This window comes from Tsuneonella troitsensis, from assembly GCF_001441535.1.
In the GTDB taxonomy this organism is placed as follows: Bacteria; Pseudomonadota; Alphaproteobacteria; order Sphingomonadales; family Sphingomonadaceae; genus Tsuneonella; species Tsuneonella troitsensis.
Genome location: NZ_LMAU01000008.1, coordinates 1 through 26049, shown reverse-complemented (window position 1 = coordinate 26049; position 26049 = coordinate 1). Strand labels below are relative to the sequence as shown.

The window sequence follows — 26049 nt, the reverse complement described above, 5'->3', positions numbered from 1 at the left end:
CCCATGTCCGAAATAGCCTCCGTATCGATCGCCCGCCCGCTTGACGAAGTCGCCGACGAACTCGGCCGTTCGTTCCGTGAATACGGCTTCGCGGTCATTCGCGACCACGGCATCCCCGCCGACCTGATCGCGCGGGCCGAGGCCATGTCGAAGGCGTTCTTCGCGCTGCCAGACGAGGTGAAGAAGGCCTACAAAATCGAAGGCGGCGGCGGCGCGCGCGGGTACACCCCCTTCGGCGTCGAGCGGGCCAAGGACGCCGAGGTCCACGACCTCAAGGAATTCTGGCACGTCGGCCGTGAACTGCCGGCCGGCCATCCGCTGGCCGAATACATGGCACCGAACGTCTGGCCGAGCGAAGTCGATGGCTTCCGCGAAACCTTCGGCGAGCTGTATGCTGCTTTCGAGAAGGCCGGTGGCCGCGTGCTCGAGGCGATCGCGCTTCACCTGGGCCTCCCGCGCGATTGGTTCGCCGCCACGGTCGAGGACGGCAATTCGGTCATGCGTCTGCTGCACTACCCGCCGCTCGACGGGCCGCACGCCGAGGGCGCAATCCGCGCCGCCGCGCACGGCGACATCAACACGATCACCCTGCTTCTTGGCGCCGAAGAAGCCGGCCTCGAACTGCTGACTGCGCAGGGCGAGTGGAAGGCGATCGACACGCCCGATGGCGCGCTGGTGGTCAACATCGGCGACATGCTCGACCGATTGACCAACCACCGGCTCAAGTCGACGCAGCACCGGGTCGTCAATCCAAAGGGCGCGGCCGCCTACCGCAGCCGCTATTCGATGCCCTTCTTCCTGCACTTCCGTCCCGATTTCGACATCGTCACTTTGGACAGCTGCATCGATCCCGAACGACCGGACGATCACCCCGAGCCGATTTCGAGCCACGCGTTCCTTCAGCAGCGCCTGCGCGAGATAAATCTGGCCTGATTCGCGCCGCAAGGCGTGCATGGCACGCGACCGGTGACTTTTTTATCTGGATGTTGCATTGCGGCAACATCCGATTGTTGCGTTATTTCAAAAGCTTATATGCAGACTGGGCGCGTGTGGATAACTCCCGCGGCGATTGTCATGGAGCCGTAACAGAAGTTACTTCTTGCAGCCGTGCAAGCCGCCTAACCGCTGGCTCCATCGTCACCCGAATCTCCTCATCGAATGCATAGGGACCGTCATTCCATGAAGCTCAAGTATCTGTTGGCTGCGAGCGTCGTAAGCCTTTCCGCCGCCGCCATCCTGCCCGCGCCCGTGATGGCGCAGCAGATCACCTCGGGCATCGAGGGGACGGTCAACGACGCTGACGGCAACCCGGTTGCCGGCGCGACTGTTACCATCACCGACACCCGCACCGGCGCGACCCGCACGATCACGACCGGCACCGGCGGTTCGTTCGCGGCAACCGGCCTCGTGACGGGCGGACCCTACACGGTCGCCGCCAATGCCGATGGCTTCGAAGGCCAGACGGTCGAGGGTATCCAGACGACCCTGCAGGGCAACACCTCGCTCACCTTCGCCCTTTCGGCAGGCGGCGGCGAGATCGTCGTCACCGGTTCGCGGGTGCAGGTCACCCAGCTCGCGGTCGGTCCGGGCACCAGCTTCACCACCGAAGTCCTGGAAAGCGCGCCCAGCTTCAACCGCGACGTTCGCGACATCATCCGCCTCGACCCGCGCGTCAGCCTCGACCGCGACGATGGTGGCTCGGGTCAGGACCGCATCAGCTGCCTTGGCGGCAACGATCGCGGCAACGCCTTCACGGTCGACGGCATCAGCCAGGGCGACGTGTACGGCCTGAACGACACCGGCTTTTCGTCGCGTTCGTCGACCCCGCTGCCCTATGACGCAACGCGCGAGACCCAGGTCCAGTTCGCACCGTTCGACGTCGATTACGGCAACTTCACCGGCTGCGCGATCAACATCGTGACGAAGTCGGGTTCGAACGAGATCAAGTTCGGCGGGTTCTTCGAGTATTCGGACAACGGCCTGCGCGGCAAGACGATCGCCGACGGCATCAACGTCGCCCCGATCGAGCCCGAAAAGCGCTGGGGCGCCTATCTCAGCGGCCCGATCATCAAGGATCGCCTGTTCATCTTCGGCGCCTACGAGCACCAGGAAGCCGGCCAGTCGCAGGACGAAGGCCCGACCGGCGCCGGTTACCCGAACGAGCAGGCCAATATTTCTGTCGCCCAGTTCAACGAGATCAGCGACGTCCTGAGCTCGGTCTACGGCATCGAAACCGGTCCGCTGGTCACCAGCCGTCCGTTCTCGAACGACCGCTACTTCGTGCGCGGCGATCTCCAGATCACCGACAACCACCGTCTCGAAGCCACCTACCAGCGGCTCGAGGAAGCATCGACCCGCGCCGACGACCTGTTCACCGGTACGTCGCCCCAGGCGATCGGCCAGAACACGTTCTACGCCAGCGGCACCAAGTCGAACTACTACTCGGGTCGCCTCTACTCGCAGTGGAGCGGCAACTTCTCGACCGAACTGCGCTACTCGCGCGCCGAAGTGCGCGACCGGCAGGACCCGCTCGGCGGCGGCGAGGCACAGTCGGACAATCCGATCCCACGCATTATCGTCGGCATTGCGAACAGCCCGACTCCAGGCGATGAAGGCGCCGTGCTTGCCGGTCCGGGCAACTCGCGTTCGGCGAACGACCTGCGCACCAACATCGATCAGTACCGGATCGCCGCCAACCTCGAGGCGGGCGCGCACCGGATCAAGATCGGCGCGGAAATGAACCACGCCGATCTGTTCAACCTGTTCGTCCAGAACGCCACCGGCACGCTGGTTTTCGAGAACATCAACGATCTGCGGGAGGGCTTGCTCTCTAGGGGCCGCACCGTGCGTAACGCGGCGAACACAGCGAATATCTGCACGCCCACAACCTCCACAACGCCACTCAATGTCGTTAATGGCTGTACGTTCGGCGCGTTCGGCAATTTCTCGGCTACCGGCGATGTGGCCGATGCGGCAGCCGCGTTCACCCGGACGATCTACTCCGTCTTCGCGCAGGACGAATGGAGCGTCAGCGACCAGCTTACCGCGGTCGCGGGCGTCCGCGTCGACTGGTACGATGGCGGCCAGCCGGCGCTGAACTCGGAGTTCGTCCGCCGCTACGGCTACTCGAACACCACTGGCTTCAGCAATCTCGAGCCGCTGATCATGCCGCGCCTCGGATTGACCTACGACATGAACGACTTCGCGGTCTTCACGCGTCCGTCGCTGCGGGTCGGCGTCGGCGTGTTCTCGGGCGGTGACCCGCTGGTGTGGTTCGGCAACGCGTTTCAGAACGATGGTCGGGGTTTCGCGCAGGGCACCACGCAGGACGCCGCATGCGGTACCGCACGGATCGACGTGGTCACGGGCGGCCAGTTCACCGGTGTTCCCACCTGCTTTCAGCAGTCGGCATCGGCATCGGCTGCTCGTGGCCTGGGCGACACCCAGTCGATCGCTCCGGACATCAAGCAGCCGTCGGTGCTGCGCGCCAATGTCGGCTTTACGGCCGGCATGGACTTCGCGCCGACCGGGTTCTTCAGCAGATGGAGCCTGACGCTCGACTACATCTACAGCAAGTACCGCAATCCGCTCACGCTGGTCGACCTCGCCCAGACGGTGAACCCGGCCCTTGGTCTCAACGGCTTCGCGATCGACGGTCGCCCGATCTATCGCGCCATCGATCCCACCGTGGCCGGTTGTACGGCTCGTCTGGTCGACGCCAACCCCGGTCCGGTCTATACCAATGTTAACGCGGTCTGCTTCAACACGGGTCGTGACGACGAGCTGCAGCTGACCAACTCGGCGGGCTTCGAAAGCCACAACGCGTCGATCATCCTGTCGAAGACCTTCGACGGCGGGTTGTTCACCGAAGGCGGCAACGTCGATTTCAACCTCGGCTATGCCTACACCGACGCCCAGGACCGCCGGAACCTGTACAACTCCACCGCCGGCTCGAACTACGACCTCACGGCCGCGTTCGACCGTCAGAACCCCGCCGCATCGCGCGGGTTCTATTCGAGCAAGCACAATATCTCGACGCGCCTCGCTTTCCGTGAGGAGTTCTTCGAGGATCTGTCCACGCGCTTCGCGATGACGTTCGTCGCCCGGTCGGGCCGGCCTTACAGCCTGACCTTCGGCGGTGACGGCGTGTTCAACGACACCGCTTCGGGGCGCGATAACGCGCTGGCGTATATCCCGACGGGCGTGAGCGATCCCAACGTGTCGCCGCTCTCGAACCAGACTGCGGTGGCCGACCTCGCTGCCTGGGCGTCGAGCATCGGTTGTGCAAAGGACTTCGCCGGCAGCTCTATCTTGCGCAACACCTGCTCGAACGACTGGTACTACGACATGGACCTGTCGTTCTCGCAGGAGCTTCCGGGACCGGGCCGCTTCTTCGGTCGCGACGACCGCATCAAGCTCTATGCCACGATGGATAACTTCCTCAACTTCCTCGACAACGACTGGAACGTCCAGCGCCGCCGCAACTTCGCGGGTCTGCAGGATGTCGCCACCACTAGCGGGGTCGATTCGCAGGGCCGGTACATCATCACCGGCTTCAACGGAGCGCAGAGCATTGCCGACGACAACGGTATCAACCTGTCGTCGTCGGTGTGGCGTCTGAAGGTCGGCGTCAGCTACGACTTCTGATCGCACGATCGCACTGACAAACGGCGGCGGCGCTCCTTCGCGGGGGCGCCGCCGTTCGTTTGGGGGGCTTGCGGAACGCGGCTTGCGGGGGCAGCGTTGATCCCGCCATGGCGGACCTTCGATCTGCGACGAACGACAACTTTGCGAGCGCGCGCCGCCGCCCCAAGCCGGGCACGCTGGTGCTCATCCTCCTCCTGCACGTCGCCGCGCTCTACGGCCTCGCCAAGGCATTCGCGCCGAACGCGACCGCATCGGTGGAGAGGGCGGTGCTCTCGACCTTCACCGTGACGGTCGAAACGAAGCAGTATGTCCCGCCCCCGGAACCTGAGCCCGACGCGGGGGCTTCGGGAGAGGAGGGGGTCGAAGCGGTCCCCAAGCCGACTTCCGCGCCGGAGCCAAAGATTGCGATCCGGCCGAATCCCCCTGCGCCCAAGGCCAGTTCCACTGGAACCGCAGACACGTCGGGCGCCAGCGATGCCGGAACCGGGACCGGTGCGGGCGGCACGGGCACCGGGACGGGCAGCGGCAACGAAGGAAGCGGGCAGGGCGGCGGTATCGCCACCCAGCCGGTTCACGTCGGCGGCGGGATCAACAACGCCCGCGACTACCCCACGCCGCCGGGCGGGCGCCAGGCGCGGGTCGGGACCGAAGTGATCGTTCATGTGACCGTCGGAACGGACGGCCGTGCCAGCAACTGTAGCGTGTTCCGGCCAAGCCCCGACGCGGAAGCCGACCGCATCACTTGCCGCCTCGTCGTCGAACGGCTGCGTTTCCGGCCTGCGACCGACAGTGCCGGAAACCCGGTCGCCGCGCCGTTTTACTGGCGGCAGCGCTGGTTCTGAGGTTTTTGCTCGCCGGTAGCATTTGCATGCTAAGTGCCTGCGCCTGATGCACGATAATCCGATCATTCCGGTGGTTCTTTGCGGCGGTAGCGGCACGCGCCTGTGGCCGCGCAGCCGCAAAGCCATGCCCAAGCCGTTCCTGCCGCTGGTGGGGGAACGCACCTTGTTCGAGGCCACGCTGGACCGGGTCGGGGGGCATCCGTTCGGCCAACCGATCATCGTCGCGGGGGCCGCGCATGTCCCCGCCATCGTCGCGCAGGCCGGCAAAAACGTGCAGATCGTCGTCGAACCTTCGGCCAAAAACACCGCACCAGCGATCGCACTCGCTGCGGGGCTCTTGCCGGCAGATGCGATCATGCTGGTCTGTCCCAGCGATCACCACATCGCCGATAGTGCCGCTTTCGCTGCAGCTGCCGTGGCCGCCGCGGGACTTGCGGTGGACGACTGGATGGTCGCCTTCGGAATCGCGCCCAACCGTCCGGAAACCGGTTTCGGGTACATCCGCATCGGAGAACCTCTTGCGGAGGGATACCGGATCGATCGTTTCGTCGAGAAGCCCGATCGGTCGCTCGCCGAACGATTCCTGACGGAAGGCGGATATGCCTGGAACGGGGGCATCTTCGCGTTTCGAGCTGGGGCGTTTCTCGACGAACTGCGCACGCACCGGCCCGAAATGGCGGCCCTGATCCTCCGCGCCGTCGACGAGGGCATGCGCGACGGAGCGCACTTCCACCCCGGTGCCGACGCATTCGGTGCGATCGCAGGCGAATCGGTCGATTACGCGGTCATGGAGAATGCCGCGCGCGCAGCTGTGGTGCCGGTGGACATGGGATGGTCCGATGTCGGCAACTGGGAAGCGCTGCGCGATGCGCGGACGGGTGATTCGAATGGCAACCGGGTGCGCGGGCGTGCCGATGTGCTCGATTGCCGCAACGTGCTCATCGATACGGACGGCCCGCGCGTCTCGGTCGTGGGCCTCGACGACGTGATCGTCGTGGTCGACGGGGATGAAATACTGGTGACCAGCGCGCACGGAGCGCAGCTCGTGGGCAAGCTTCCCGGAGCGGCGAACCAATGACGGTGGTCAGGACGCTTGAAACGCGCGTCGTCGAAAAAGTCTGGGGGCGCGACACCCTACCGCCGCCGTTCGTGGCTCCCGCAGGCAAGCGCATAGGCGAAGTCTGGTTCGAGCCGCCGCCCGAACTGCCCGAACTGCTGGTGAAATACCTTTTCACGAACGAAAAGCTTTCGGTGCAGGTGCACCCTTCCGACAGCGATGCGCCCGAAGGATGCCGCGGCAAGGACGAATGCTGGCTGGTGATGGCGGCAGAGCCGAATGCGCAACTGGCGGTCGGGTTTGCGCGCGATGTCTCGCCCGAAGCGATCCGTTCGGCCGCCTCGGACGGTACGATCGAGAGCCTGCTTGCGTGGCGGACCGTCTCACCGGGTGATTTCGTCTATCTGCCCGCCGGTACGGTGCACGCGATCGGCGCGGGTGTGTCCCTGGTCGAAATCCAGCAAAATTCGGATGTGACTTACCGGTTGTACGATTATGGGCGCCCAAGGGAGCTGCACCTGGGCGCGGCGATTGCCGTGGCCTGCGGTGCTCCACATGAACCCGCTCTGCGCCGGTCGCTGCCCGCGACCGGGCACGTTCGATTGGTCGAAGGTCCGCATTTCAGGCTCGACCGACTGGATGGACAACCGGATTCCGACATCGCCGAACGCTATTCCGGAGGGCCGTTGCTGGTCGTTCCATTGGACGGTGCGGTGATCGCCGAGGGTCACACTTTCGCCGCAGGGACGTGCGCGATTCTACCCTCTCTCGGCGACGTGCGGCTGGCCCCGGGCGCCAAGGCCTTGATCGCGCAGCCGGTCTGACCTCGGGCTATTCGGTGCCTGTGCCGGCCAACACTTGACCCCCAACCATTCCGTGGCACCTTGCAACCGGGTGCGGGAATTGGGGGATAGTCATGGGGGGATCGATACGGACGCTGTCGGCGGCAGGACTGCTTCTGTCGCTGTCGGCCTGCGACATGACCGTGACCGGTGCCGGGAGCGCGAGCGAAGCGGCGAGGGGTGACGGGACGGGAACGGTGCCGCTCGCCGAATATCCCGAGCGCGTGTTCTGGGGCGACACCCACCTGCACACGGACAATTCGATCGACGCGTTCGGCTTCGGCGTTCGCCTCGGGCCCGAGCAGGCGCTGCGTTTCGCGCGCGGGGAAAAGATCACCGCGACGACGGGGGTGCCGGCCCAGCTCGACCGGCCACTCGATTTCCTGCTGATCGCCGATCACTCCGACGGGCTCGGCTCGACCAGGCGCCTCTACGACGCACCGCGGCTGCTGATCCGCGACGCGACGCTGCGCCGCTGGCACGACATGATGCACGAGGGGCCGCGCCAGTCGCAGCGGGCGATCGCCGAACTGATCACCGCCGCCTCTAACGGTGAGCTCCCCGAGGCGATGCGCGATCCGGAGAACCAGGCGAAGGCGACCGAGGAAATCTGGACCCGCCACCTCGATACGATCGATCGCTTCAACGAGCCGGGCAAGTTCACCGCGCTCGCAGGGTTCGAATACACGCTGATGCCCGACGGCAACAACCTGCACCGCGTCGTCATGTTTCGCGACGGCAGCGCCCGGACCAAGCAGGTCCGCCCCTATCCCGGCCTGAGCGGCGGGGTAGACGGTCTGTGGGACTACATGGCGGCATACGAGAAGAAGACCGGGGGGCGGGCGCTGGCGATCCCCCACAACTCGAACGTGTCGAACGGACTGATGTTCGAACTGACGATGCCGGGCGGCGGTCCGATGACCGCGGAGTACGCCCGCAAGCGCGCGCGGTGGGAGCCGGTGGTCGAGGTGACCCAGATCAAGGGCGACAGCGAAGCGCACCGATTGCTGTCTCCCAACGACGAGTTCGCCAGCTACGGCGTGGCGGGCTGGGAGCTGGGCAACCTCCCCCTCACGCGCCGGGCGACCCCCGACATGTTCGGCGGCAATTATGTGCGCGAGGCGCTGAAGCGCGGACTGACGATCGAGGCGCAGACCGGCGCCAACCCCTATCGCTTCGGCCTGATCGGATCGACCGACAGCCATACCGCGCTCGCCACCGGGGACGAGGACAACTTCTACGGCAAGCATACCGGCAACGAACCGCGCGCGGGCCGGGCGGCGGAGGCGCAGAACCTGGGCACGCGCGAAGGCCGGTTCGGATGGCAATACCTTGCGAGCGGATATGCCGGCGTCTGGGCGCGGGCAAACACCCGTGCCGAAATTTTCGACGCGATGATGCGGCGCGAGGTCTATGCCACGACCGGCCCGCGGATGACGGTACGGATGTTCGGCGGCTTCGACTTCAGCGAGGAGGACTTCGATGCGCGCGGCTGGGTCGCGAACGGTTATCGTCGCGGCGTGCCGATGGGCGGCGAGTTGGTCGACGAGGGCAAACCGCCGGTGTTCATGATCGAGGCGCTCAAGGACCCCAAGGGCGCCAACCTCGACCGGGTGCAGGTGGTCAAGGGCTGGATCGATGCCAGCGGCACCACGCAGGAAAAGGTGTTCGAGGTGGCCTGGTCCGATCCGGCCACCCGGCGCCTTGCGGGCGGTCGTGTGCCGCCGGTCGGCGATACCGTCGACCGGGCGAAGGCGACCTACACCAACACGATCGGCGTCCGGCAATTGCGCGTGCGGTGGACCGACCCGGAGTACCGGGCCGGGCAGAACGCGTTCTATTATGTGCGCGTGATCGAAATTCCCACGCCGCGCTGGGTGCTGTTCGATGCGCTGCGCTATAAGCTCACCCTCCCCAAGGAAATTATGAACAACTCGGTTTCGCAGGAACGCGCTTACAGCTCGCCCATCTGGCTGGTGGGGAAGAACCGAACTTGAAATTCGACTGGAAGCGCTGGGCGCGAGAGCCGCTCGTCCATTTCCTGCTGGCCGGCGCGGCGATCTTCGTGGTGCTCGGCTGGCAAGGGGCGGCCGACGATCCGTCGAGCCGGACGATATCGCTCACCCGCGAGGACCAAGCGCGCCTCGCTTCGGGTTTCGCCGACGTGATGGGGCGCCCGCCGACCGATGCCGAACTCGACGGGGTAATCGCCAACTGGGTGCGGGAAGAAGTGTTATACCGCGAGGCGCTGAAACTCGGGCTCGACGACGGCGATGCGGTGATCCGCAAGCGGCTCGCGCAGAAGATGGATACGCTGGCCGCGAGCGCCGCCGACGCGGAAAGCCCCGATGACGCGGCGCTGCAGAAATGGCTGCAGGACCATCCCGAACGCTTCGCGCAGGACATGACGCTGACGTTCGAGCATATCTACTTCACCGATCGCAGCCGCGCCGTGGTCGGCAAGACGCTGCTGGGCGGAGGCGCGGACTGGACGCGCGTGGGCGATCCCGTTTCGCTTCCGGCGAATTTTCGCACCGCCTCGCAAGCGGTGGTAGCAGGGGAGTTTGGCGACGATTTCGCACGCGCGATCGGGCGGGTGCCCGTCGGGCCGCAGTGGCAGGGGCCGGTGGAAAGCGCGCTCGGCTGGCACCTGGTCCGGCTGACCGCGCGCGAGGCCGGAACGCTGCCGCCGCTCGCGGCCATCCGGAATCGCGTAGAAGGCGACTGGCGCGCCGAAACCGCCCGCTCGCGCACCGATGCGGCCTACAAGGTCCTGCGTGATGCCTACACGGTGAAGGTCGCCAGGTGAGGTGGCTCGTCTGTCTGCTCGTGCTGGTGCTTGCGGCGGCGGGCGGCGGACGAGCATCGGCCGACGAACTGCGCCCGGGATACGTCGAACTGCGCCAGCGCGACGCGGTAACCTGGACTCTCGGATGGAAGCAGCCGCTAGTCCGCGCGGGCGAACCGCAGCTGGTGATGCCGAAGGTGCCGGACAACTGCCGCATCGTCGACGGGCCGCACCGGCGGGTCGCGGCGCTGGCGCTGGTCGGCAATGCGGAGCTTGCCTGTAACGGTCCGATTGCCGGCGGCACCGCCGGCTTCGAGGACATCGTGGGCGGCGGCGACGTGCTGCTGCGCGTGGCGCCCATTACGGGCGGAGTCCAAAGCTACCGGCTCACACCTTCCGCATCCATCGTGGAGCTTGAGGCCGAGGCCGCGCCGGGTCAGGTGTGGCGGACTTACGGCCTGATCGGGGTCGAACACATCCTGATGGGCTGGGACCACCTGCTGTTCGTGATCGCGCTCGTCCTGCTCGTGCGAAGGGGCTGGGCCGTCGCGGGAGCGGTGACCGCGTTCACCGTGGCGCATTCGCTGACGCTCGCCGGGGTGACGCTGGGTCTCGTGGGCCTGCCGCCGCGCCCTGTCGAAGCGGTGATCGCACTTTCGATCGTCTTCCTCGCGGTCGAACTCGTCCGCGGTCGCGATCGGCCAAGCCTGACGCTGCGATTTCCGTGGGCGATCGCCTTCGCGTTCGGCCTGTTCCACGGGTTCGGCTTTGCCGGTGCGCTGGCCGAGATCGGCCTGCCGGACGGCGAAGTGCCTGCCGCGCTGCTCGCCTTCAACCTTGGGGTGGAGGCGGGCCAGCTCTTCGTCGTGGCAGTCGTGATCGCGGTTCTCGCGCTGGCATCCCGCATTGCCGCGCGGATGGTCGAACCGGCCGTCCGGGTCGCCGCCTATGCCATCGGGATAACCGCATCGTACTGGCTGATCGACCGGATCGTCGTTTAGCGCGGTCGGTTATCTTGCCATTCACCCCCGTGCGCCTACATTTGCATGGAGGAAAGGACGGTTCATCGACATGAACGACGACAACAATCCGCAAGGACCCGGCCCCGGGGGCAATCCGTGGGTCAAGAGCCTGATGGTCTGGGGCGGGATATTCCTCGCCCTTCTGCTCGTCGTCTCGATGTTCGGCCAGGCGGGGCAAGCCCCCGGCTCGGCGATCGGCTATTCCGAATTCCGCGAGCGAGTCGTGGCCGGCAGCGTCAAGGACGTCCAGATCGCGCCGAACCAGATTACCGGCACGATGACGAACGGCGACACGTTCTCCACCACGCCGGTTGCGGGCGACACCAGCCTGCCCAAGATGCTCGACGACGCGGGCGTGTCCTATTCGGGCAAGGAAGCCGAGCAGCCCAACGTATTCCTCTATCTCCTGATCCAGTCGCTCCCGTTCATCCTGATCCTCGGCATCGCGTTCTTCGCGCTGCGCCAGGTGCAGAAGGGCGGCGGCGCGGGCGGCGCGATGGGCTTCGGCAAGTCGAAGGCCAAGCTGCTTACCGAAAAGCAGGGACGGGTGACGTTCGCGGACGTCGCCGGCATCGACGAAGCGCGCGAGGAGCTTGAGGAGATCGTCGAATTCCTCCGCGATCCCAGCCGCTTCTCGAAGCTCGGCGGCCAGATTCCCAAGGGCGCGCTGCTGGTCGGCTCGCCCGGCACCGGCAAGACGCTGCTCGCCCGCGCGATCGCGGGTGAGGCCGGCGTGCCTTTCTTCACCATCTCGGGCTCCGACTTCGTCGAGATGTTCGTCGGCGTCGGCGCCAGCCGCGTGCGCGACATGTTCGAACAGGCCAAGAAGAACGCGCCGTGCATCGTGTTCATCGACGAAATCGACGCGGTGGGCCGCCATCGCGGTCACGGCCTCGGCAACTCCAACGACGAGCGCGAGCAGACGCTGAACCAGCTCCTCGTCGAGATGGACGGGTTCGAGGCGAACGAGGGTATCATCATCATCGCGGCGACCAACCGCCCCGACGTGCTCGACCCCGCGCTTCTGCGTCCGGGCCGGTTCGACCGCCAGGTCGTAGTGCCGATCCCCGACATCGAAGGCCGCGAGAAGATCCTGTCGGTGCACATGAAGAAGGTGCCGCTGGCGCCCGACGTCAACGCCCGCACGATCGCGCGCGGCACGCCCGGGTTCTCGGGCGCCGACCTCGCCAATCTCGTCAACGAAGCCGCCCTGCTCGCCGCGCGCCGCAACAAGCGGCTGGTCGCGATGCAGGAGTTCGAGGACGCCAAGGACAAGGTCATGATGGGCGCCGAGCGCCGCAGCATGGTCATGACCGACGACGAGAAGAAGATGACCGCATATCACGAGGCGGGCCACGCGCTCGTTTCGATGCGCGAGAAGGCTTCGGATCCGATCCACAAGGCGACGATCATTCCGCGCGGCCGCGCGCTGGGCATGGTCATGCGCCTGCCGGAGCGCGACAACTACTCGTACCACCGCGACAAGATGCACGCCGACCTTGCGGTCAGCATGGGCGGTCGCGTCGCCGAGGAAATCATCTTCGGCCACGACAAGGTATCGAGCGGTGCGTCGAGCGACATCCAGTACGCCACCTCGCTGGCCCGCAACATGGTGACCCGCTGGGGCATGAGCGACAAGCTCGGTCCGCTTCAGTACGAAGCGACGCAGGAAGGCTATCTTGGCTACGGCGGCAGCCAGCGCACGATGGGCTCGGACGAGACCAACAAGCTGATCGATGCGGAAATCAAGACTCTCGTCGAGAGCGCCCACAACCGTGCGACCGAGGTGCTCAAGGGTGAAGAGGACAAGCTTCACCTGCTCGCCCAGGCTCTCCTGGAATACGAGACGCTGACCGGCGACGAAATCCGCGAGCTCCTCGACAGCGGCAAGATCGACCGCCCGAATGCGCCGAGCGCGCCTACGACCAAGCCCGTGCGCGGATCGGCCATTCCCAAGGCCGGACGTCGTTTCGGCGGAGAAGCGCCCGCCGCTTCCTGAGCGACTTGTGCTTGGCTAGCGACTGATCCCGAGCTGGCGGCCCGCGGCCTCCAGCTCGGACTTGCGGGAAGGATTGGCGGCGATCGCGGCGGTCAGCGCGCTGGCCGCGGCCGCATCTTGGCCCAGCGTCTTGCGGCTGCGGATCAGCATCATCCAGCCGTCGATGTTGGAGGGATCGGTTTCCAGCCGCGCTTCGAGTTTGGCGACCATTCCTTCGGCCATCGCGCGCTGCTCGCCCGGCGGGATGCTGCCAGCCGCAGCGAGTTGCTCGTTGGAAGGGCCGGGTATGGCCACCGACCCGGCGGATGCCGGGGCGGGACGTTTGCCCATTGTCGCGGCCATACGCGATGCGACTTCGATGCCGTTGATCTTGCCGACCTGGTCGATCGTTCGGACAAGGTCGGTTTCCCACGGCGCGCCTTGGGGCGTGTCGGCCAGCAAGGCGATCCAGTCGTCGAGCGCGCCCTCGTGATCGCCATCGAGGTCCTTGCCCATGGCCGAGAAATATCGCGCGCGCGGATCCAGGGGGTCGAGCGCGATCGCCTTGGCAAAGGCCGCGCGCGCGGGGTCCGGCATCGATTCGCGCTCGCTGCCCATGACCAGCGCTTCACCCAGGCTCGACCACAAGGCGGCGTTTTTCGGGTCCGCCTCGCTTGCTCGGCCATAGGCATGCGCGGCATCGGCGAAGCGGCCGGCATCGTAGTAGGCGACGCCCAGGCGCTGCCATGCGCCGGCATCGTAGGGGCTGTCCCGGGTCGCCTGCTCGAGTATCGCAAACGGATCGGCGGCAACCGCACTTTCCGCAGGTGCTCCGTCTCCGGTCGTCAGGCGATAGCCAATTGCCCCGCTGGCGAGCACAAGTGCGCCCGCCGCGATGATCCCGCCCTTGCCGATCGCCAATTGCCAGTCCTCCCGTCCTCTCGCGCTACCTTACAGTCCCGCAGCGATCCCGCAATTGCGCTCGGGCGGTTCGGGAAGGTCGCAGGCGCGCGATCGGCTAACAATCGGGCATACCGTGGCGGCGGATCATGAGCCCGCCATCCAGCTGATGATCGCGGCGAACAGGCCTATCGCGACCCACGCGAGCGTGCCGAGGATCAGCGTCCGCCAGATCGCTCCGAACCGGGTGAGGGAATAGGTCCCGCGAAGCTGTCGATACATATGAAACGGTGCGTAAAGCAGCACCAGTCCGCCCGCCGACGGCGCGTTGGCCCAGAACAGGACGCTGGCCACTGCCGCCAGCGCGATCATGAACGCGATCGAGTAAGTGACGAACACGGTGTGGTCATATCCGCGAAACCGTCGGCTGAACGGAAACAGCAGCCACACGAACGGCACGCTGAGCGGGATCAGCATCCAGCTGTACTTGTAGGCGCTGGTCTGCGCCTTGTAGATCGCCAGTTGGGGGTTGTCCCGCACTTGCTCGACGACCCTTCCCAGCGCGCTTTCCCTGGGGATCGGGTTTTCGCTGAAGCCTTGCTCCAGGCCATCCTCGACATCGGCCTGGACGACGCCGATCACCGCACTCAGCTTCTCCTGATCGTCCTCGAGCGCGGCGATCTCCGCCTCGATACCTTCTTTGCGACCCGGCGGCGCGTTCGCCTGCTCTTCCTTCAGATCCCCGATGCGCGCCTCGTTCTCGGCATAAGCGGCCTTCGCTTCATCGAGGCCCCGCACGTTGCGACCGAGCGATCCGCCCAGGGCGTTGAACAGCGCAAAGCTGAGGAAAACGACGAACAGGAACAGCGCGATCGGACTGACGTAGCGTGCGCGCCTGCCGTCGATGTATTCGCGGGTGAGCTTGCCCGGCTGCCAGACGAGCAGCGGGACCGTGCGCCAGGTCTTGCCCTCGAAATGCAGCACGCCGTGGAGCAGGTCGTGAAAGAACGCACCCAGCGTCCGGTGCACGTGCGCGCGCTGTCCGCATACGTGGCAATGCGGGCCGACCAGTGTGGTCGAGCAGTTGAGGCAAGCGCCTTCGGCCGTATGCCCGCCGGCGTCGGTGCCTGCGCGCTCGTGCTCGATCGCCCCCGCAACGACCGCGCCGGTGCCGGCGTCGCCCGCGCCCTCTGCGAAGTCCGTCAGTTCCCCTGCCATCGCCGGATCATAGCGCCACCGCGCGGCGCGGACTACCGCTTCGCGAGCTTGCGCTCGATCGCCGTCCACAGCCGGGCAAAGGCCTGGGCGGCCGGGGTTCCGGGAGCGAACGCCCCCACCGGCTGACGTTGCACCGCGCACTGCTCTGCCGCGCTACTGTAGGGGATCACCGGCCAGTCGGGATTGGCATCGCGCGCGGCCTTGTGCAGTGATCGGCGCAGGTCGAGCATCGAAAGCACCGGCAGGATCGGAGGGTGTGGATCGGCGTTTGCCTTCACCTCCCTGGCCACCAGGTCGAAAGCGCGTGCCGACAGCGGCGAGGGCGGCAGCGGCACAATGACGACATCGGCCGCGCGCATGACCTGCGCACTCGTCTCGCCGAGCACCGGCGGGCAATCGATGACGATTCGCTCGTAATCCTTGCCGAGCTGCGCGGCGAGCTTGGCGATTCGCTTGCGCTTGCCCAGCGTGGTGAGCTGGGCCTCGATCGCCCGGATGGATTCGTCGGTCGGCAGGAGGTCGAGATTGGCGAAGCCGGTCTTGCGGATGAGTCGGGCCGGATCGGTCGCCTTGGCGATCACAGCGCCGGCAGAGCGCCTGGCGTGCGGCTCGATGCCGAGGAGGAAGCCGGCTCCCCCCGCGGCGTCGAGGTCCCACAGCAGGGTGCGGCGGCAACTGATCGTCGCCGAACACCACGCAAGGTTGGCCGCCAGCGTCGTCTTCCCGACACCGCCTTTCACGCTGTAGATTGCAATGACCGCCATTTCGCTCCCGCGACATTCCGCAGGACGGTATGTCGCATCTCGATGCCGAAGCGGGAAGGGGTGTCGCCGCAGGGTCGCGTTCCGGTCACGTCACGAACAAAAAAGGCCGCCCCGTGGGGCGGCCTCGATTGCTTGCGCTGAAGAGGAAAGCGATCAGCCTTCGTAGTCGCCGCCGACGGAGGTCTGGCGGGCGGGCGCCGCAGCGGTGATCCGCAGCGCTTCGGCCGACTGGCTGAGGCTGCCGATTTCGTCCGCCTCGTCCTCGTCGTCGGGCAGGATCTTCTGGAGGCCGACCACGACCGATTCGTGCAGTTCCTTGGGAACCACGGTCTGCTCGGCGATCTCGCGCAGGGCGACGACCGGGTTCTTGTCGCGGTCGCGATCGATGGTCAGCTCGGCGCCGCCCGAGATCTCGCGCGCGCGCTGCGCGGCAAGCAGGACGAGGTCGAAACGGTTGGGAACCTTGTCGACGCAATCTTCGACGGTAACGCGCGCCATGTGGCACTCCGGTAATTCGTGGGTGTCGGGAAAGCGTGGCAACTAGGGGCAGGCTGTCGCCAAGTCAAGAAAATGCCACTAGGCCCGACACGATGGAATTCACCGAACCGCCGCCGTTCACCGTCGAGGCACAGGGCCATACGTTGACGTTCTACCCGGCCGGTCGCGACCGGCTGGCGGCCCTGCTCGGCCTGATCGCCTCGGCGAAGACCTCGATCCGGATGTGCTTCTATATTTTCGCCAAGGACGTCAGCGGGGCCGCCGTGCGCGATGCCCTTTCGGATGCGGCCCGGCGCGGCGTGGCAGTGGACTTGCTGCTCGACGGGTTCGGCGCCGATGCGGGCGAGGATTTCTTCGCCCCGATGTGCGAGGCCGGGGGCCGCTACTCGTGCTTTTCGGCCAAGTGGAGCCAGCGCTACCTCATCCGCAACCACCAGAAAATCGTGGTGGTCGACGACCGCGTGGCGATGATCGGCGGTTTCAATGTCGAGGACAGCTATTTCGCCTCGCCGAAGGAGAACGGCTGGGTCGACCTTGGCGTGGTGCTCGAAGGATCTGCGGTGAGCGATCTGTCGCGCTGGTACGACCGGCTGGACGCCTGGGTACACGGCAAGCGGCACAGCTGGCGCGAAGTTCGCCGGATGGTGCGCGAGTGGGACCCGGGCAGCGGCCCGGTGCGGGTGCTGATCGGCGGGCCGACGCGCGGCCTGTCAAGCTGGGCACGATGCGTCCGGACCGACCTGACGGGTGCGAAGAAGCTCGACATGATCATGGCCTATTTCTCGCCAGCTAATCGCTCGCTGCGCGCGATCGGCACCGTGGCGCGGCGCGGCGGGGTGCGGCTCGTGCTCGCGGGCAAAAGCGACAACGGGGCGACGATCGGCGCGACCCGATCGCTCTATGACTACCTGCTCAAGCGGCGTGCGAAGATCTGGGAATTCGCCGCGACCAAGCTGCATACCAAGCTGATCGTCATAGACGACAAAAGCTACATCGGCAGCGCCAACTTCGACATGCGGAGCCTGTTCCTCAATCTCGAAGTCATGCTCCGGATCGAGGACGCCGCGCTCGCCGAGCGGCTGTCCCGCCACATCGACGATCATCTGGCCGGATCGACCCACATCACCCCGGCGCTGCACAAGAAACGCGCCGGACTGCTCAACCGCATCCGCTGGAACGCCTCGTGGTTCCTCGTCGCGGTGGTCGATTACACGGTCAGCCGCAGGCTCAACCTCGGGCTCTGACTCAGTCGTACCCGCCGTACCCGCGCCCGTCGTCGGCCAGGTCGGAGAAGCGGGTGATCTTGGGCTCGAACTTCAGCCGCACCTTGCCGGTCGAGCCGTGGCGCTGCTTGGCGATGATCAGTTCGGCCAGGCCGTGGACCCGCTCCATCTCGGCCGCCCAGGCGCTGTGCGCATCGTGCGTCTTGGGGTCGTCGTCCGCCTGCGGCACCTTGGGTTCGCGCGCGGCGACGTAATAATCCTCGCGATAGACGAACCAGACCATGTCGGCGTCCTGCTCGATCGATCCCGATTCGCGCAGGTCGGACAGCATCGGTCGCTTGTCCTCGCGCTGTTCGACCGCACGGCTGAGCTGGGACAGCGCGATAACCGGAAGCTCGAGTTCCTTGGCGAGGGTCTTGAGACCGCGGCTGATCTCGGAAATCTCGTTCACCCGGTTGTCGTTCGCGCGCCCCGACCCCTGAAGCAGCTGGAGGTAATCGACTACGATCAGCCCGATGTCGTGCTTGCGCTTGAGGCGCCGTGCGCGGGTGCGCAGCGCCGCGATCGTGAGCGCCGGGGTGTCGTCGATGTAGAGCGGCAGTTCGGCGAGCTTCTGGCTGGCAAACGAGAGCTGCTGGAACTCCTCGCGCGAGAGTTTGCCCATGCGCAGCGCGGAAGACGAGATGCCTGCCGTTTCCGCTAGGATGCGTGTGGCGAGCTGGTCGGCGCTCATTTCCAGGCTGAAGAACGCGACGCCTGCGCCGACCGAATCCTTGTCAGCGATCCCGTCGCGGGTGTCGCGCAGCAACCGCTCGGCGCAGTTGAACGCGATGTTGGTGGCGAGCGAAGTCTTGCCCATGCCGGGACGCCCGGCAAGGATCACGAGGTCGGAATCGTGCAGGCCGCCGATCTTGTCGTTGATCGATACGAACCCGGTCGTGGTGCCCGCGATGTGGCCGCCCGATCCGATCGCCTTTTCGATCTGCCGCAGCGCCTTGGTGGTCGCCATCCCGAACGTGGAGGCTTCCGAATTGCTCGCGGCGCCCTCGGCCACTTCGAACAACGCGGCCTCGGCCGCTTCGATCTGCTCCATCGGGGCGACCGATTCGGAGGTGTCGAGCGCGTTCTCGACCAGGGTGCGGCCCACGCTGACGAGTTCGCGCAGCAGGGCAAGATCGTAGATCTGCTCGGCCAGCTCGCGCGGGGCGAGCAGGCCCTGTCCGTCGGCGGTCAGCCGCGCAAGGTAGGTGATGCCCCCCAGCTCCTTCAGCGCCTCGTCCGCCTCGAAATAGGGCTTCAGCGTGACGGGCGAGACGTGCGCGTTGCGATCCAGCAGCGTCACGATCCGGTCGAACACGCGCTGGTGCACCGGCTCGAAGAAGTGCTGGGCGCGCAGCGGCGTCGCCATGTCCTCCAGCACGCGATTGTCGATCAGCACGGCGCCGAGGAACGCGGCCTCGGCCTCGATATTGGCGGGCAGCGTGCGGATGACGGGCGAATCGGAAGCGGCCTCCGGGCGGAGGAGAAGGTTGGTGTCGGCCATGGCGCACTCATGGGCGAAGCGGCGATGCGGTGAAAGCAGCTTGGCGCAAAAGTCACGCGGACAGGCTGTGGATACCCCTTGCCGCGCCCCTGCCGCATCTGCGAAGGCAGCCGGGCCATGACCGCGTACAAAGACAGTTGGCGGATCGCGAAGATCGCGCTCGACGAGGATACGATCCTCTGGCGCAACGCCGATGTCGAACAGGAACGCCGGGTCGCGATCTACGACCTGATCGAGGAGAACGTGTTCAAGCCGGTCCGCGCGGTCGCGGCCGGGCACGACGGGCCGTACGACCTGCGGCTTGCGGTGCAGGACGGGCGGCTGGCGCTGGCGATCGCCACGCTCGATGGGACCGAACTGGAAACGCTGGTGTTGGGCCTCGCCCGCTTCCGCCGCCCGATCCGCGACTATTTCGCGATCTGCGACAGCTATTACCAGGCCATCCGCAAGGCGACCCCGGCGGAGATCGAGACAATCGACATGGCCCGGCGGGCCATCCACAACGATGCGGCCGACCTCTTGCTCGAACGGCTCGAGGGAAAGGTCGAAACCGATCATCCCACCGCACGGCGCTTGTTCACCCTGATCTGCGTGCTCCATATCAAGGGCTAGGCAGGGCTGGAATTTTCGGGGGTCGCGATTCGTGGGCAGGAAGCGGAAAACCATCGGCTGGCGCGCGCGTGCGCTCGGCGTGCTGGCGCTCGCTGCGATGCTCGGCGGCGCGTGGGGCTGGTGGCAATTGCGCCACTGGACGCCCGATCTCGCGTCCTATCCGGACCAGGGGGCCGAGGTTTCGACCGGCGACGGCGCAGTCCATTTCAAGACCCTGAAGGCGCTCGGCGCGCAGTTCGTGTACCTCGAGGCAAGCCAAGGCGACCGCCGGGACCCTGCGTTCGCAGCCAATCTCTCGGCGGCGCGCGAGGCGGGCTTGAAGGTGGGGGCGGTCCACCGCTTCGATCCGTGCATCATGGCCGACGGGCAGAGCGCGCGGTTCGTGGTCATCGTTCCGCGGGGCGGCGACCTGCTGCCGCCCACGATCGCGCTCGACAGGATTGCCGACGAATGCCCCGCACCGGTCGGCGAGGCCGAGGTCGAGAGCGAACTGATGACGCTGATCAACCAGATCGAGGCGCACTCCGGCAAGCCCGCGATCCTGCAGGTGTCGCAGGCGTTCGAGGACCGTTACGGCCTCGCCTCGCGCCTCGAACGGCACTTGTGGGTGGTTGGGACCTGGCGCCAGCCGACATACGCCGCGCGGCCATGGCTCATGTGGACCGCGAACGAAGCCTTGTGGACCGACGCGGCCGAGGAACCGCTGCGCTGGGTGGTCGTCCGCAAGTAGGCTGCCCATGGCCCATTCGCCCGAGGCATGACGCGGGCAACGATGGCCGTTCGACAAGACGGGGCGGGGCGGGATAGAGGGCCGGAATGATGACCGACGACGACCTGATCGCCGCTGCCCGTTCCGCCGCAGCGCAGTCCTATTCGCCCTATTCGCAGTTTCCGGTCGGCGCCGCGCTGCTGTTCGCCGACGGATCGGTGGTGACCGGCACCAATATCGAGAACGCAAGCTATGGCCTGGCGCTCTGTGCGGAGACTGTCGCGGTATCGAAGGCGATGGCCGACGGGGTGCGCGGCGGCCTCGTCAAGGTCGCCGTGACCGGCCCCGACGATCGAGGGGGCGGCGACCCGATCACGCCGTGCGGGCGGTGCCGCCAGGTGCTCAACGAACTGGCCCAGCTCGGCGGGACGGACCCCGAAATACTCTGCGTCGGACCCAATGAGGTGCGCCGAACCACCATGTCCGCGCTGCTGCCCGACGCGTTCGGTCCGGCCAGCCTTTCGTGATCGATCGCAGGGGAGCGATCGGCGGGATCGGCGCGCTCGCCGCCGCCCCATATGCGGCGGGCGCCGCTGAGCGCCCCGCCGGCAAGCCGCCCTTCCTCAATCCGGGCGATACCGTCGCGGTCGTCTCACCCGCCAGCGCGGTGGGATCGGACGACGGCCTCGACCGGGCCGAATGGTGGCTCAAGGGAATGGGCCTGGTGCCGAAGTTCGGCCCGCACGCCGGCGACCGGCACGGCTATCTGGCGGGGACCGACGAGGCCCGCGCAGCCGACCTCAACGCCGCTTATGCCGATCCGCAGGTCAAGGCGGTCTTCGCGACCCGCGGCGGCTGGGGCGCGGCGCGCATCCTTCCCCTGCTCGACTGGGACGTGATCCGCGCGAACCCCAAGCTGCTGATCGGTTACAGCGACGTCACCGCGCTCCACCTCGCGTTCGCGGTGCGCGCGGGATACGCGACGATCCACGGCGGGAATGCCACTAGCGGGTGGTACCGGCAGAGCTGGGAAAGCCTGTGGCGGCTGGCCTTCGGGGGCGAGGCCGCGGTGCTGGGCGGCGGCGAGGCGGAGGCGCAATCGGGCCGCGCGGGGCGGACGATCACCGGCGGCAGGGCGCGCGGGCGGCTGCTCGGCGGAAACTTCACGATCCTCTCGACCCTGATGGGGACGCCGTGGGTGCCCGACATGAACGGCGCGGTGCTGTTCCTCGAAGACGTGAACGAGGCGGAATACCGCGTCGACCGCATGTTCCAGCAGCTACGGCTCGCCGGCGTGCTCGACCGGCTTTCGGGCGTGATATTCGGCCAGTGTACCCGCTGCGCATCGACCGAACCCGACTATGGCGGGTTCACGGTGGACCAGGTCGTCGACCAGTATCTCGCGCCGCTCGGCGTGCCCGCATTCACCGGGGCGAACGTGGGCCATGTGGCGAACCAGCTCAGCCTGCCCTCGGGCGCCGAGGTGGAAATCGACGCCGACGCGCGGACGATCAGGCTGCTGGCGCCGATCGTCGGCTGACCGCTCAGCAGGTGGTGCAGGCATCGTAGCGCAACACGGTCTGGTATTCGGTTCGACCGCCATAGCCGTCGCGCAGGGATGCGCTGAAGAACAGCCCAAGCTCGCTGGCTGAAGCCCCGAACAATCGTCCGCGCAATTCGCCTTTCCGATCCGAGCCGGCGATGGCGATCTCGGCAACGAACGTGCCGTCGGGCTGGATGTCCGCGGGCGTCAGGGTCGCGGTCTCCACCGGCCCTTCGCTCCAGGCGTCCTGAAAAAACGTGGTGAGGGTGCCGCCGATCTTGCGGGCTGCGAAATCGACCTCGATCTCGCTTTTGACGACGGGGTCGGTGACGAAGTTTCTTGTGCCGGAGGTCGGCAGAGTGCCCGCGGGTACGGGTATGCCGAACAGTGCCCGGGCGGAGATGAACGGCTGCACCAGGTCGGCGGTCTGCCAGTATATCTCGCCCATATTGGCCGATCTTACGATGAGGCTGACATAGGCCAGCGCCACCGATCCGTCAGGACGCACGATCGAGAAGGCAAGGTTGTTGCGCGACGATCCGAACGTATAGACCAGCCTGCCGCTGGCGAGATCCGCCAGGTCGATCCGATAGGTCTTGAGGCTCGCCGACCAGGCTAGCGAGCCTTTCTCTTCAGCCAGGTTGAAAGTCGGCGGGGCGTCCGCTCCGTTCGAGCGATTCTGCCAACCCAGAAGAGCGAAGGTGGTGTCGCCCGTTATCCCGAAGGGTCCGGGCGGCAGTTCGGAGGTGGCGGGCGGGGGCACCGGTGTGGCCGGCGCGCTTGGTGTTGGAGACGGCGTGGGACTGGGGGCGGGGGTCGGGGCACTTGCCGCAGGGGGCGAGCCGGTCGAATCCTCGCCGCCGCAGGATGCCAGCAACAGCGCAAGTCCGGCGGCCGCAGCACCGGCCTTCCATGTGATCATCCGCGCAGATTTCATCGCACCCTCCGTCAGTCAACAGAGGGTGCGATCTCATCTGTGGCGATGCTTGACCATGATGACGACCTGATGGTTTGCCGATCATTCATGGACGACGAATCGTCGAAGCTATTCGGCTTCCTCATCCAGCCATTCGAGCAGGCTCGCCAGGCAATCGCGGGCGAGCAGCTTGCAGCGTTCCGGACTCCAGCCCTGCGCGGCATCGGGCAGGTCGTCGTTGTCCTTGAACGGCATTTCCAGCGTCATCGCGCAGGCGCCGAACCGCTCGGCGAGCTGGTTGGTGCTCATCGACAGGTTGGCGGTGCCGGGCTTCGACACGGCATAGCCCTTCGCCGTCTGGAAATCGGGCGTGCGCCGCGCGAGGATGCGCTGGAAGCGATAGTACTTGTCGCCCAGCGTGTCGGTCCACGACGGGATGCCTTCGAACCCGGCCAGGAACACCGCGGCGATCGCCTCGTCGCCGTGCACGTCCATCGCGAAATCGACGCCGGTTTCGTCCATCGCATTGCGGACCGCGAGGACTTCGGGCGATTTGTCGGGGCTGGGTTCGTGCCATTCGCGGTTGAGGTTCACGCCGGCGGCGTTGGTGCGCAGGTGGCCCCGGCGGCTGCCGTCGGGGTTCATGTTGGGCACGACGTGGAACCGGCACTTCTGTCGCAGCGCGCGGGCGACCGGATCGGCGGGATCGGTCAGGCATTCGAGCGCGCCTTCGGCCCACCATTCGGCCATCGATTCGCCGGGATGCTGGCGCGCGTAGAGCCATACCTGCGTTTCGCCTTCACCCATTTCCAGGCAGTCGATCGGCTGCCCGTCAAGCGTGTGACCGAGGTGCCGATAGGTCACGCCCTCGCTCGCCGCAGCCTCGCTCACGAGGTCGTGATGCCGCTCCATCGAATAGGGTGCGAAATAGGCGAACCACGCGATGTCGCTCATCGGCGTGTAGCGAATGGTCAGCGTGCCGCCGTCGGCATTCCTGTCGTAGAACGAATCAGCGCGGCCCCAAAAATCGCGGTCCTCGCTGACGCAGGCGTTGTAGCCCGGCCAGCCCTGCGGATAAGCCGAGGTTTCCAGGCCCACGATCCGCAGTACGAGTTCGCGGCCCGCCGCACCGGTCACGCGGAAGTGAAACCACTGTCGGAATTCGGACTTGTGGTCCGCCGGGATGGCAAGGCACGCGGAGGCGCTGTCTATCTCCAGGACTTCGATGTTCCCGCTGTCGAACTGCGCGTCGATGCGGATGGAGGCGGAACCGGTTTCGGGTGCAATCATCGCGCCCCGATAGTCGCTCCCGATTCGCCTGGGAAGCCGGAGAAAAGCTTGTCGGCCATTTCCGTCGCGAGTGGCCGGCTTTCCGCGTCCTTGGAGGTGGCGCGGGGGCTCGCATCGGCGCGGCCTTCCCATGCGTGCTTGCCGTCGGGACCGACGATCGTCACGGCGAGGCGACTGTCGAGGACCTCGCCCGAGCGCTTGCCGCCCAGGTTGAAGCCAACGCCGACCCCCAGGCCGATCCCGCTGCTCCTGCCGTACCACCCGCCGCCCGAGCCCGCACCGACGCCGATGTTGACGCCGCTGCGCGAGCGCGCGGCTTCGCTGCGGATGACTTCCTGGTCCAGGGTGACTTCGGCGACGCGCGCGGCATCGGGCACGATCGTGAAGCCCTGGCGCACCAGCGCCGCGGCGACCGCATCGAGCCAGATCTGCGATTGCAACGTGCCCGCTTCCAGCCCCGCGCCGGCGCGCACCGCGATCGGTCCGGGCGCTGCGGAACCGAGGGATTCAGCCGTGTGGAAGCGCGTAACGGCCACGTTGGTCGCGGCAGCCGGAACGGCCAGCGCGAGCACGGCCAGCGGTAGAATTGCCTTCATCATCGCGTGTCTCTTCGAAATTGCCCCAATAATTTCCAAGCCATAGCGCAGGGCGCATGGCCGGTCGATGAATGGAGCGGAGGCGGAGAGCTTACGCTTTGTTTACCATGCCGCGCCTAGTCCGGGCGGATGGTCCCGACCCAAAGCAAGCTCGCCTATCCCGTGCTCGTGACCGGGGGCGCCGGTTACATCGGCAGTCACGCGGTGCTGGCCCTGCGGGATGCAGGATATCCGGTCGCGGTGATCGACAACCTGGCGACGGGATTCCGTTTCGCCGTGCCTGACGACGTTCCTTTCTTTCACGGCGACATCGAGGACGCGGAACTGCTTGCGCGGATATTCAAGTCGCAAGGCACGCGCGCGGTCATGCACTTCGCCGGTTCGGTCGTCGTGCCGGAATCGGTGGCGAAGCCGCTGAGCTATTATCACAACAACACCTCAAAGAGCCGCGCCCTGATCGAGGCGACGGTGGAGGCAGGCGTGCCCCACTTCATCTTCTCGAGCACGGCCGCAACCTATGGCGTGCCCGGTATCGAACGCGTTCCGGAAGACTGTCCTCAGGTGCCGATCAACCCCTATGGCTGGTCCAAGCTGATGACCGAGCGGATGCTCGCCGATACGGCAGCGGCGCACGCGATGAACTATTGCGCGCTGCGCTATTTCAACGTCGCCGGAGCCGATCCGCTGGGTCGCAGCGGACAGTCGACCGCTGGGGCGACGCATCTGATCAAGGTCGCGGTCGAGGCCGCGCTCGGCAAGCGAGACGGCGTGGCGGTGTTCGGCACCGATTACGAAACACCCGACGGCACGGGCGTGCGCGACTACATCCATGTGTCGGACCTTGCCGCAGCCCACGTTCACGCGCTCGAGGCGCTGGTCGCGCAGCCGTCCCATTCTCTACAGATGAATTGCGGATACGGGCGGGGCTTCTCGGTGCTGGAGGTTCTCGATGCGGTCGACCGGGTGAGCGGCGGCAATATCTCGCGCGTGATCGAGCCGCGCCGCGCCGGCGATCCCGGTTGCCTCGTCGCGGACAACGCCAGGATATTGAATGCCCTGCC

23 protein-coding genes are annotated in these 26049 nt (G+C 66.5%); 15 read left to right on the top strand and 8 right to left on the bottom strand.

The features are described 5' to 3' along the window. Positions 1–3 precede the first annotated feature (3 nt). The 9 genes from AR323_RS14145 (at position 4) to ftsH (ending at position 13197) form a co-directional block, all read left to right on the top strand. Positions 4–933 carry an isopenicillin N synthase family dioxygenase gene (locus AR323_RS14145; RefSeq protein ID WP_057884640.1) on the top strand — a complete coding sequence of 310 codons (930 nt, stop codon included), beginning with the start codon at positions 4–6 and terminating at the stop codon, positions 931–933. 246 nt (positions 934–1179) lie between these two features. Further along, complete coding sequence (locus AR323_RS14140) at positions 1180–4647, top strand: TonB-dependent receptor (protein WP_057884639.1); 3468 nt, start codon at positions 1180–1182, stop codon at positions 4645–4647. Between the two features lie 107 nt (positions 4648–4754). After that, the gene (locus AR323_RS14135) at positions 4755–5489 is read left to right on the top strand and encodes an energy transducer TonB (RefSeq protein ID WP_057884638.1); all 735 of its coding nucleotides are present in this window, start codon (positions 4755–4757) and stop codon (positions 5487–5489) included. A gap of 46 nt (positions 5490–5535) precedes the next feature. Then, a complete protein-coding gene (locus AR323_RS14130) occupies positions 5536–6567 on the top strand; it encodes a mannose-1-phosphate guanylyltransferase (RefSeq protein ID WP_057884637.1) in 1032 nt (343 codons plus the stop codon). Then, positions 6564–7370, top strand: a complete 807-nt coding sequence (locus tag AR323_RS14125) for a class I mannose-6-phosphate isomerase (RefSeq protein WP_057884636.1) — start codon at positions 6564–6566, stop codon at positions 7368–7370. Before AR323_RS14130 ends, AR323_RS14125 begins: the two co-directional genes overlap by 4 nt. 92 nt (positions 7371–7462) lie before the next feature. After that, positions 7463–9385: a DUF3604 domain-containing protein gene (locus AR323_RS14120; RefSeq protein ID WP_057884635.1), complete on the top strand. Its 1923-nt coding sequence runs from the start codon at positions 7463–7465 to the stop codon at positions 9383–9385. Then, on the top strand, positions 9382–10197 hold the full coding sequence (locus AR323_RS14115) for a peptidyl-prolyl cis-trans isomerase (RefSeq protein WP_057884634.1): 816 nt from the start codon (positions 9382–9384) through the stop codon (positions 10195–10197). The genes AR323_RS14120 and AR323_RS14115 overlap by 4 nt, the downstream gene beginning before the upstream one ends. Beyond that, complete coding sequence (locus AR323_RS14110; protein WP_057884633.1) at positions 10194–11177, top strand: HupE/UreJ family protein; 984 nt, start codon at positions 10194–10196, stop codon at positions 11175–11177. The genes AR323_RS14115 and AR323_RS14110 overlap by 4 nt, the downstream gene beginning before the upstream one ends. Positions 11178–11247: 70 nt before the next feature. After that, positions 11248–13197 (top strand): ATP-dependent zinc metalloprotease FtsH, encoded by a 1950-nt coding sequence (ftsH, locus tag AR323_RS14105; protein ID WP_057884632.1) that lies wholly within the window; start codon positions 11248–11250, stop codon positions 13195–13197. Between the two features lie 15 nt (positions 13198–13212). Here the strand turns inward: ftsH and AR323_RS14100 are convergent, their stop codons facing one another. The 4 genes from AR323_RS14100 to rpoZ form a co-directional block, all read right to left on the bottom strand. Next, positions 13213–14097, bottom strand: a complete 885-nt coding sequence (locus tag AR323_RS14100) for a tetratricopeptide repeat protein (RefSeq protein ID WP_083495473.1) — start codon at positions 14095–14097, stop codon at positions 13213–13215. Between the two features lie 126 nt (positions 14098–14223). Further along, on the bottom strand, positions 14224–15363 hold the full coding sequence (locus tag AR323_RS14095; RefSeq protein WP_123321923.1) for a DUF3667 domain-containing protein: 1140 nt from the start codon (positions 15361–15363) through the stop codon (positions 14224–14226). Continuing rightward, complete coding sequence (locus AR323_RS14090) at positions 15327–16058, bottom strand: ParA family protein (RefSeq protein WP_057884631.1); 732 nt, start codon at positions 16056–16058, stop codon at positions 15327–15329. Before AR323_RS14090 ends, AR323_RS14095 begins: the two co-directional genes overlap by 37 nt. Before the next feature lie 153 nt (positions 16059–16211). Beyond that, positions 16212–16556, bottom strand: a complete 345-nt coding sequence (rpoZ, locus tag AR323_RS14085) for a DNA-directed RNA polymerase subunit omega (protein ID WP_057884630.1) — start codon at positions 16554–16556, stop codon at positions 16212–16214. 92 nt (positions 16557–16648) lie between these two features. Between rpoZ and AR323_RS14080 the strand changes: the two genes are divergently transcribed. Next, a complete protein-coding gene (locus tag AR323_RS14080; RefSeq protein WP_057884629.1) occupies positions 16649–17800 on the top strand; it encodes a phospholipase D-like domain-containing protein in 1152 nt (383 codons plus the stop codon). Between the two features lies 1 nt (position 17801). Here AR323_RS14080 and AR323_RS14075 read toward each other — a convergent pair whose 3' ends face one another. Continuing rightward, the gene (locus AR323_RS14075; RefSeq protein WP_057884628.1) at positions 17802–19322 is read right to left on the bottom strand and encodes a replicative DNA helicase; all 1521 of its coding nucleotides are present in this window, start codon (positions 19320–19322) and stop codon (positions 17802–17804) included. 117 nt (positions 19323–19439) lie between these two features. Here AR323_RS14075 and AR323_RS14070 point away from each other — a divergent pair, with 117 nt between their 5' ends. The 4 genes from AR323_RS14070 to AR323_RS14055 all read left to right on the top strand — a co-directional run bounded on the left by AR323_RS14070 (position 19440) and on the right by AR323_RS14055 (position 22183). After that, entirely contained in the window at positions 19440–19934 is a 495-nt protein-coding gene (locus AR323_RS14070; protein ID WP_057884627.1) for a UPF0262 family protein, read from the top strand. A 31-nt stretch (positions 19935–19965) separates the two neighbouring features. Then, positions 19966–20664, top strand: a complete 699-nt coding sequence (locus tag AR323_RS14065) for a glycoside hydrolase family 25 protein (RefSeq protein ID WP_235510657.1) — start codon at positions 19966–19968, stop codon at positions 20662–20664. A gap of 89 nt (positions 20665–20753) precedes the next feature. Further along, the gene (locus tag AR323_RS14060; RefSeq protein ID WP_057884656.1) at positions 20754–21170 is read left to right on the top strand and encodes a cytidine deaminase; all 417 of its coding nucleotides are present in this window, start codon (positions 20754–20756) and stop codon (positions 21168–21170) included. Continuing rightward, positions 21167–22183: a S66 peptidase family protein gene (locus AR323_RS14055; RefSeq protein WP_057884625.1), complete on the top strand. Its 1017-nt coding sequence runs from the start codon at positions 21167–21169 to the stop codon at positions 22181–22183. Before AR323_RS14060 ends, AR323_RS14055 begins: the two co-directional genes overlap by 4 nt. A gap of 4 nt (positions 22184–22187) precedes the next feature. Here AR323_RS14055 and AR323_RS14050 read toward each other — a convergent pair whose 3' ends face one another. From AR323_RS14050 to AR323_RS14040, 3 genes are all read right to left on the bottom strand, one after another. Continuing rightward, positions 22188–23123, bottom strand: coding sequence for a HupA family protein (locus AR323_RS14050; protein ID WP_152980374.1), 936 nt, complete (start codon positions 23121–23123; stop codon positions 22188–22190). Between the two features lie 108 nt (positions 23124–23231). Continuing rightward, positions 23232–24392 carry a M14 family metallopeptidase gene (locus AR323_RS14045; RefSeq protein WP_057884623.1) on the bottom strand — a complete coding sequence of 387 codons (1161 nt, stop codon included), beginning with the start codon at positions 24390–24392 and terminating at the stop codon, positions 23232–23234. After that, positions 24389–24991, bottom strand: coding sequence for a hypothetical protein (locus AR323_RS14040; protein ID WP_057884622.1), 603 nt, complete (start codon positions 24989–24991; stop codon positions 24389–24391). Before AR323_RS14040 ends, AR323_RS14045 begins: the two co-directional genes overlap by 4 nt. 126 nt (positions 24992–25117) lie before the next feature. Here AR323_RS14040 and galE point away from each other — a divergent pair. Continuing rightward, a partial coding sequence (gene galE / locus AR323_RS14035) for a UDP-glucose 4-epimerase GalE (RefSeq protein ID WP_057884621.1) occupies positions 25118–26049 on the top strand: 932 nt, incomplete at its 3' end.

Excerpts from the sequence above, each read along its gene's own strand:
- AR323_RS14070 (WP_057884627.1), top strand. The coding sequence starts at position 19,440 with ATGACCGCGTACAAAGACAGTTGGCGGATCGCGAAGATCGCGCTCGAC.
- AR323_RS14080 (WP_057884629.1), top strand. The coding sequence starts at position 16,649 with ATGGAATTCACCGAACCGCCGCCGTTCACCGTCGAGGCACAGGGCCAT.
- AR323_RS14075 (WP_057884628.1), bottom strand. The coding sequence starts at position 19,322 with ATGGCCGACACCAACCTTCTCCTCCGCCCGGAGGCCGCTTCCGATTCG.
- AR323_RS14125 (WP_057884636.1), top strand. The coding sequence starts at position 6,564 with ATGACGGTGGTCAGGACGCTTGAAACGCGCGTCGTCGAAAAAGTCTGG.
- AR323_RS14130 (WP_057884637.1), top strand. The coding sequence starts at position 5,536 with ATGCACGATAATCCGATCATTCCGGTGGTTCTTTGCGGCGGTAGCGGC.
- AR323_RS14045 (WP_057884623.1), bottom strand. The coding sequence starts at position 24,392 with ATGATTGCACCCGAAACCGGTTCCGCCTCCATCCGCATCGACGCGCAG.
- AR323_RS14090 (WP_057884631.1), bottom strand. The coding sequence starts at position 16,058 with ATGGCGGTCATTGCAATCTACAGCGTGAAAGGCGGTGTCGGGAAGACG.
- AR323_RS14135 (WP_057884638.1), top strand. The coding sequence starts at position 4,755 with ATGGCGGACCTTCGATCTGCGACGAACGACAACTTTGCGAGCGCGCGC.
- AR323_RS14060 (WP_057884656.1), top strand. The coding sequence starts at position 20,754 with ATGACCGACGACGACCTGATCGCCGCTGCCCGTTCCGCCGCAGCGCAG.
- AR323_RS14120 (WP_057884635.1), top strand. The coding sequence starts at position 7,463 with ATGGGGGGATCGATACGGACGCTGTCGGCGGCAGGACTGCTTCTGTCG.
- ftsH (WP_057884632.1), top strand. The coding sequence starts at position 11,248 with ATGAACGACGACAACAATCCGCAAGGACCCGGCCCCGGGGGCAATCCG.
- AR323_RS14050 (WP_152980374.1), bottom strand. The coding sequence starts at position 23,123 with ATGAAATCTGCGCGGATGATCACATGGAAGGCCGGTGCTGCGGCCGCC.
- AR323_RS14145 (WP_057884640.1), top strand. The coding sequence starts at position 4 with ATGTCCGAAATAGCCTCCGTATCGATCGCCCGCCCGCTTGACGAAGTC.
- rpoZ (WP_057884630.1), bottom strand. The coding sequence starts at position 16,556 with ATGGCGCGCGTTACCGTCGAAGATTGCGTCGACAAGGTTCCCAACCGT.
- AR323_RS14040 (WP_057884622.1), bottom strand. The coding sequence starts at position 24,991 with ATGATGAAGGCAATTCTACCGCTGGCCGTGCTCGCGCTGGCCGTTCCG.
- AR323_RS14140 (WP_057884639.1), top strand. The coding sequence starts at position 1,180 with ATGAAGCTCAAGTATCTGTTGGCTGCGAGCGTCGTAAGCCTTTCCGCC.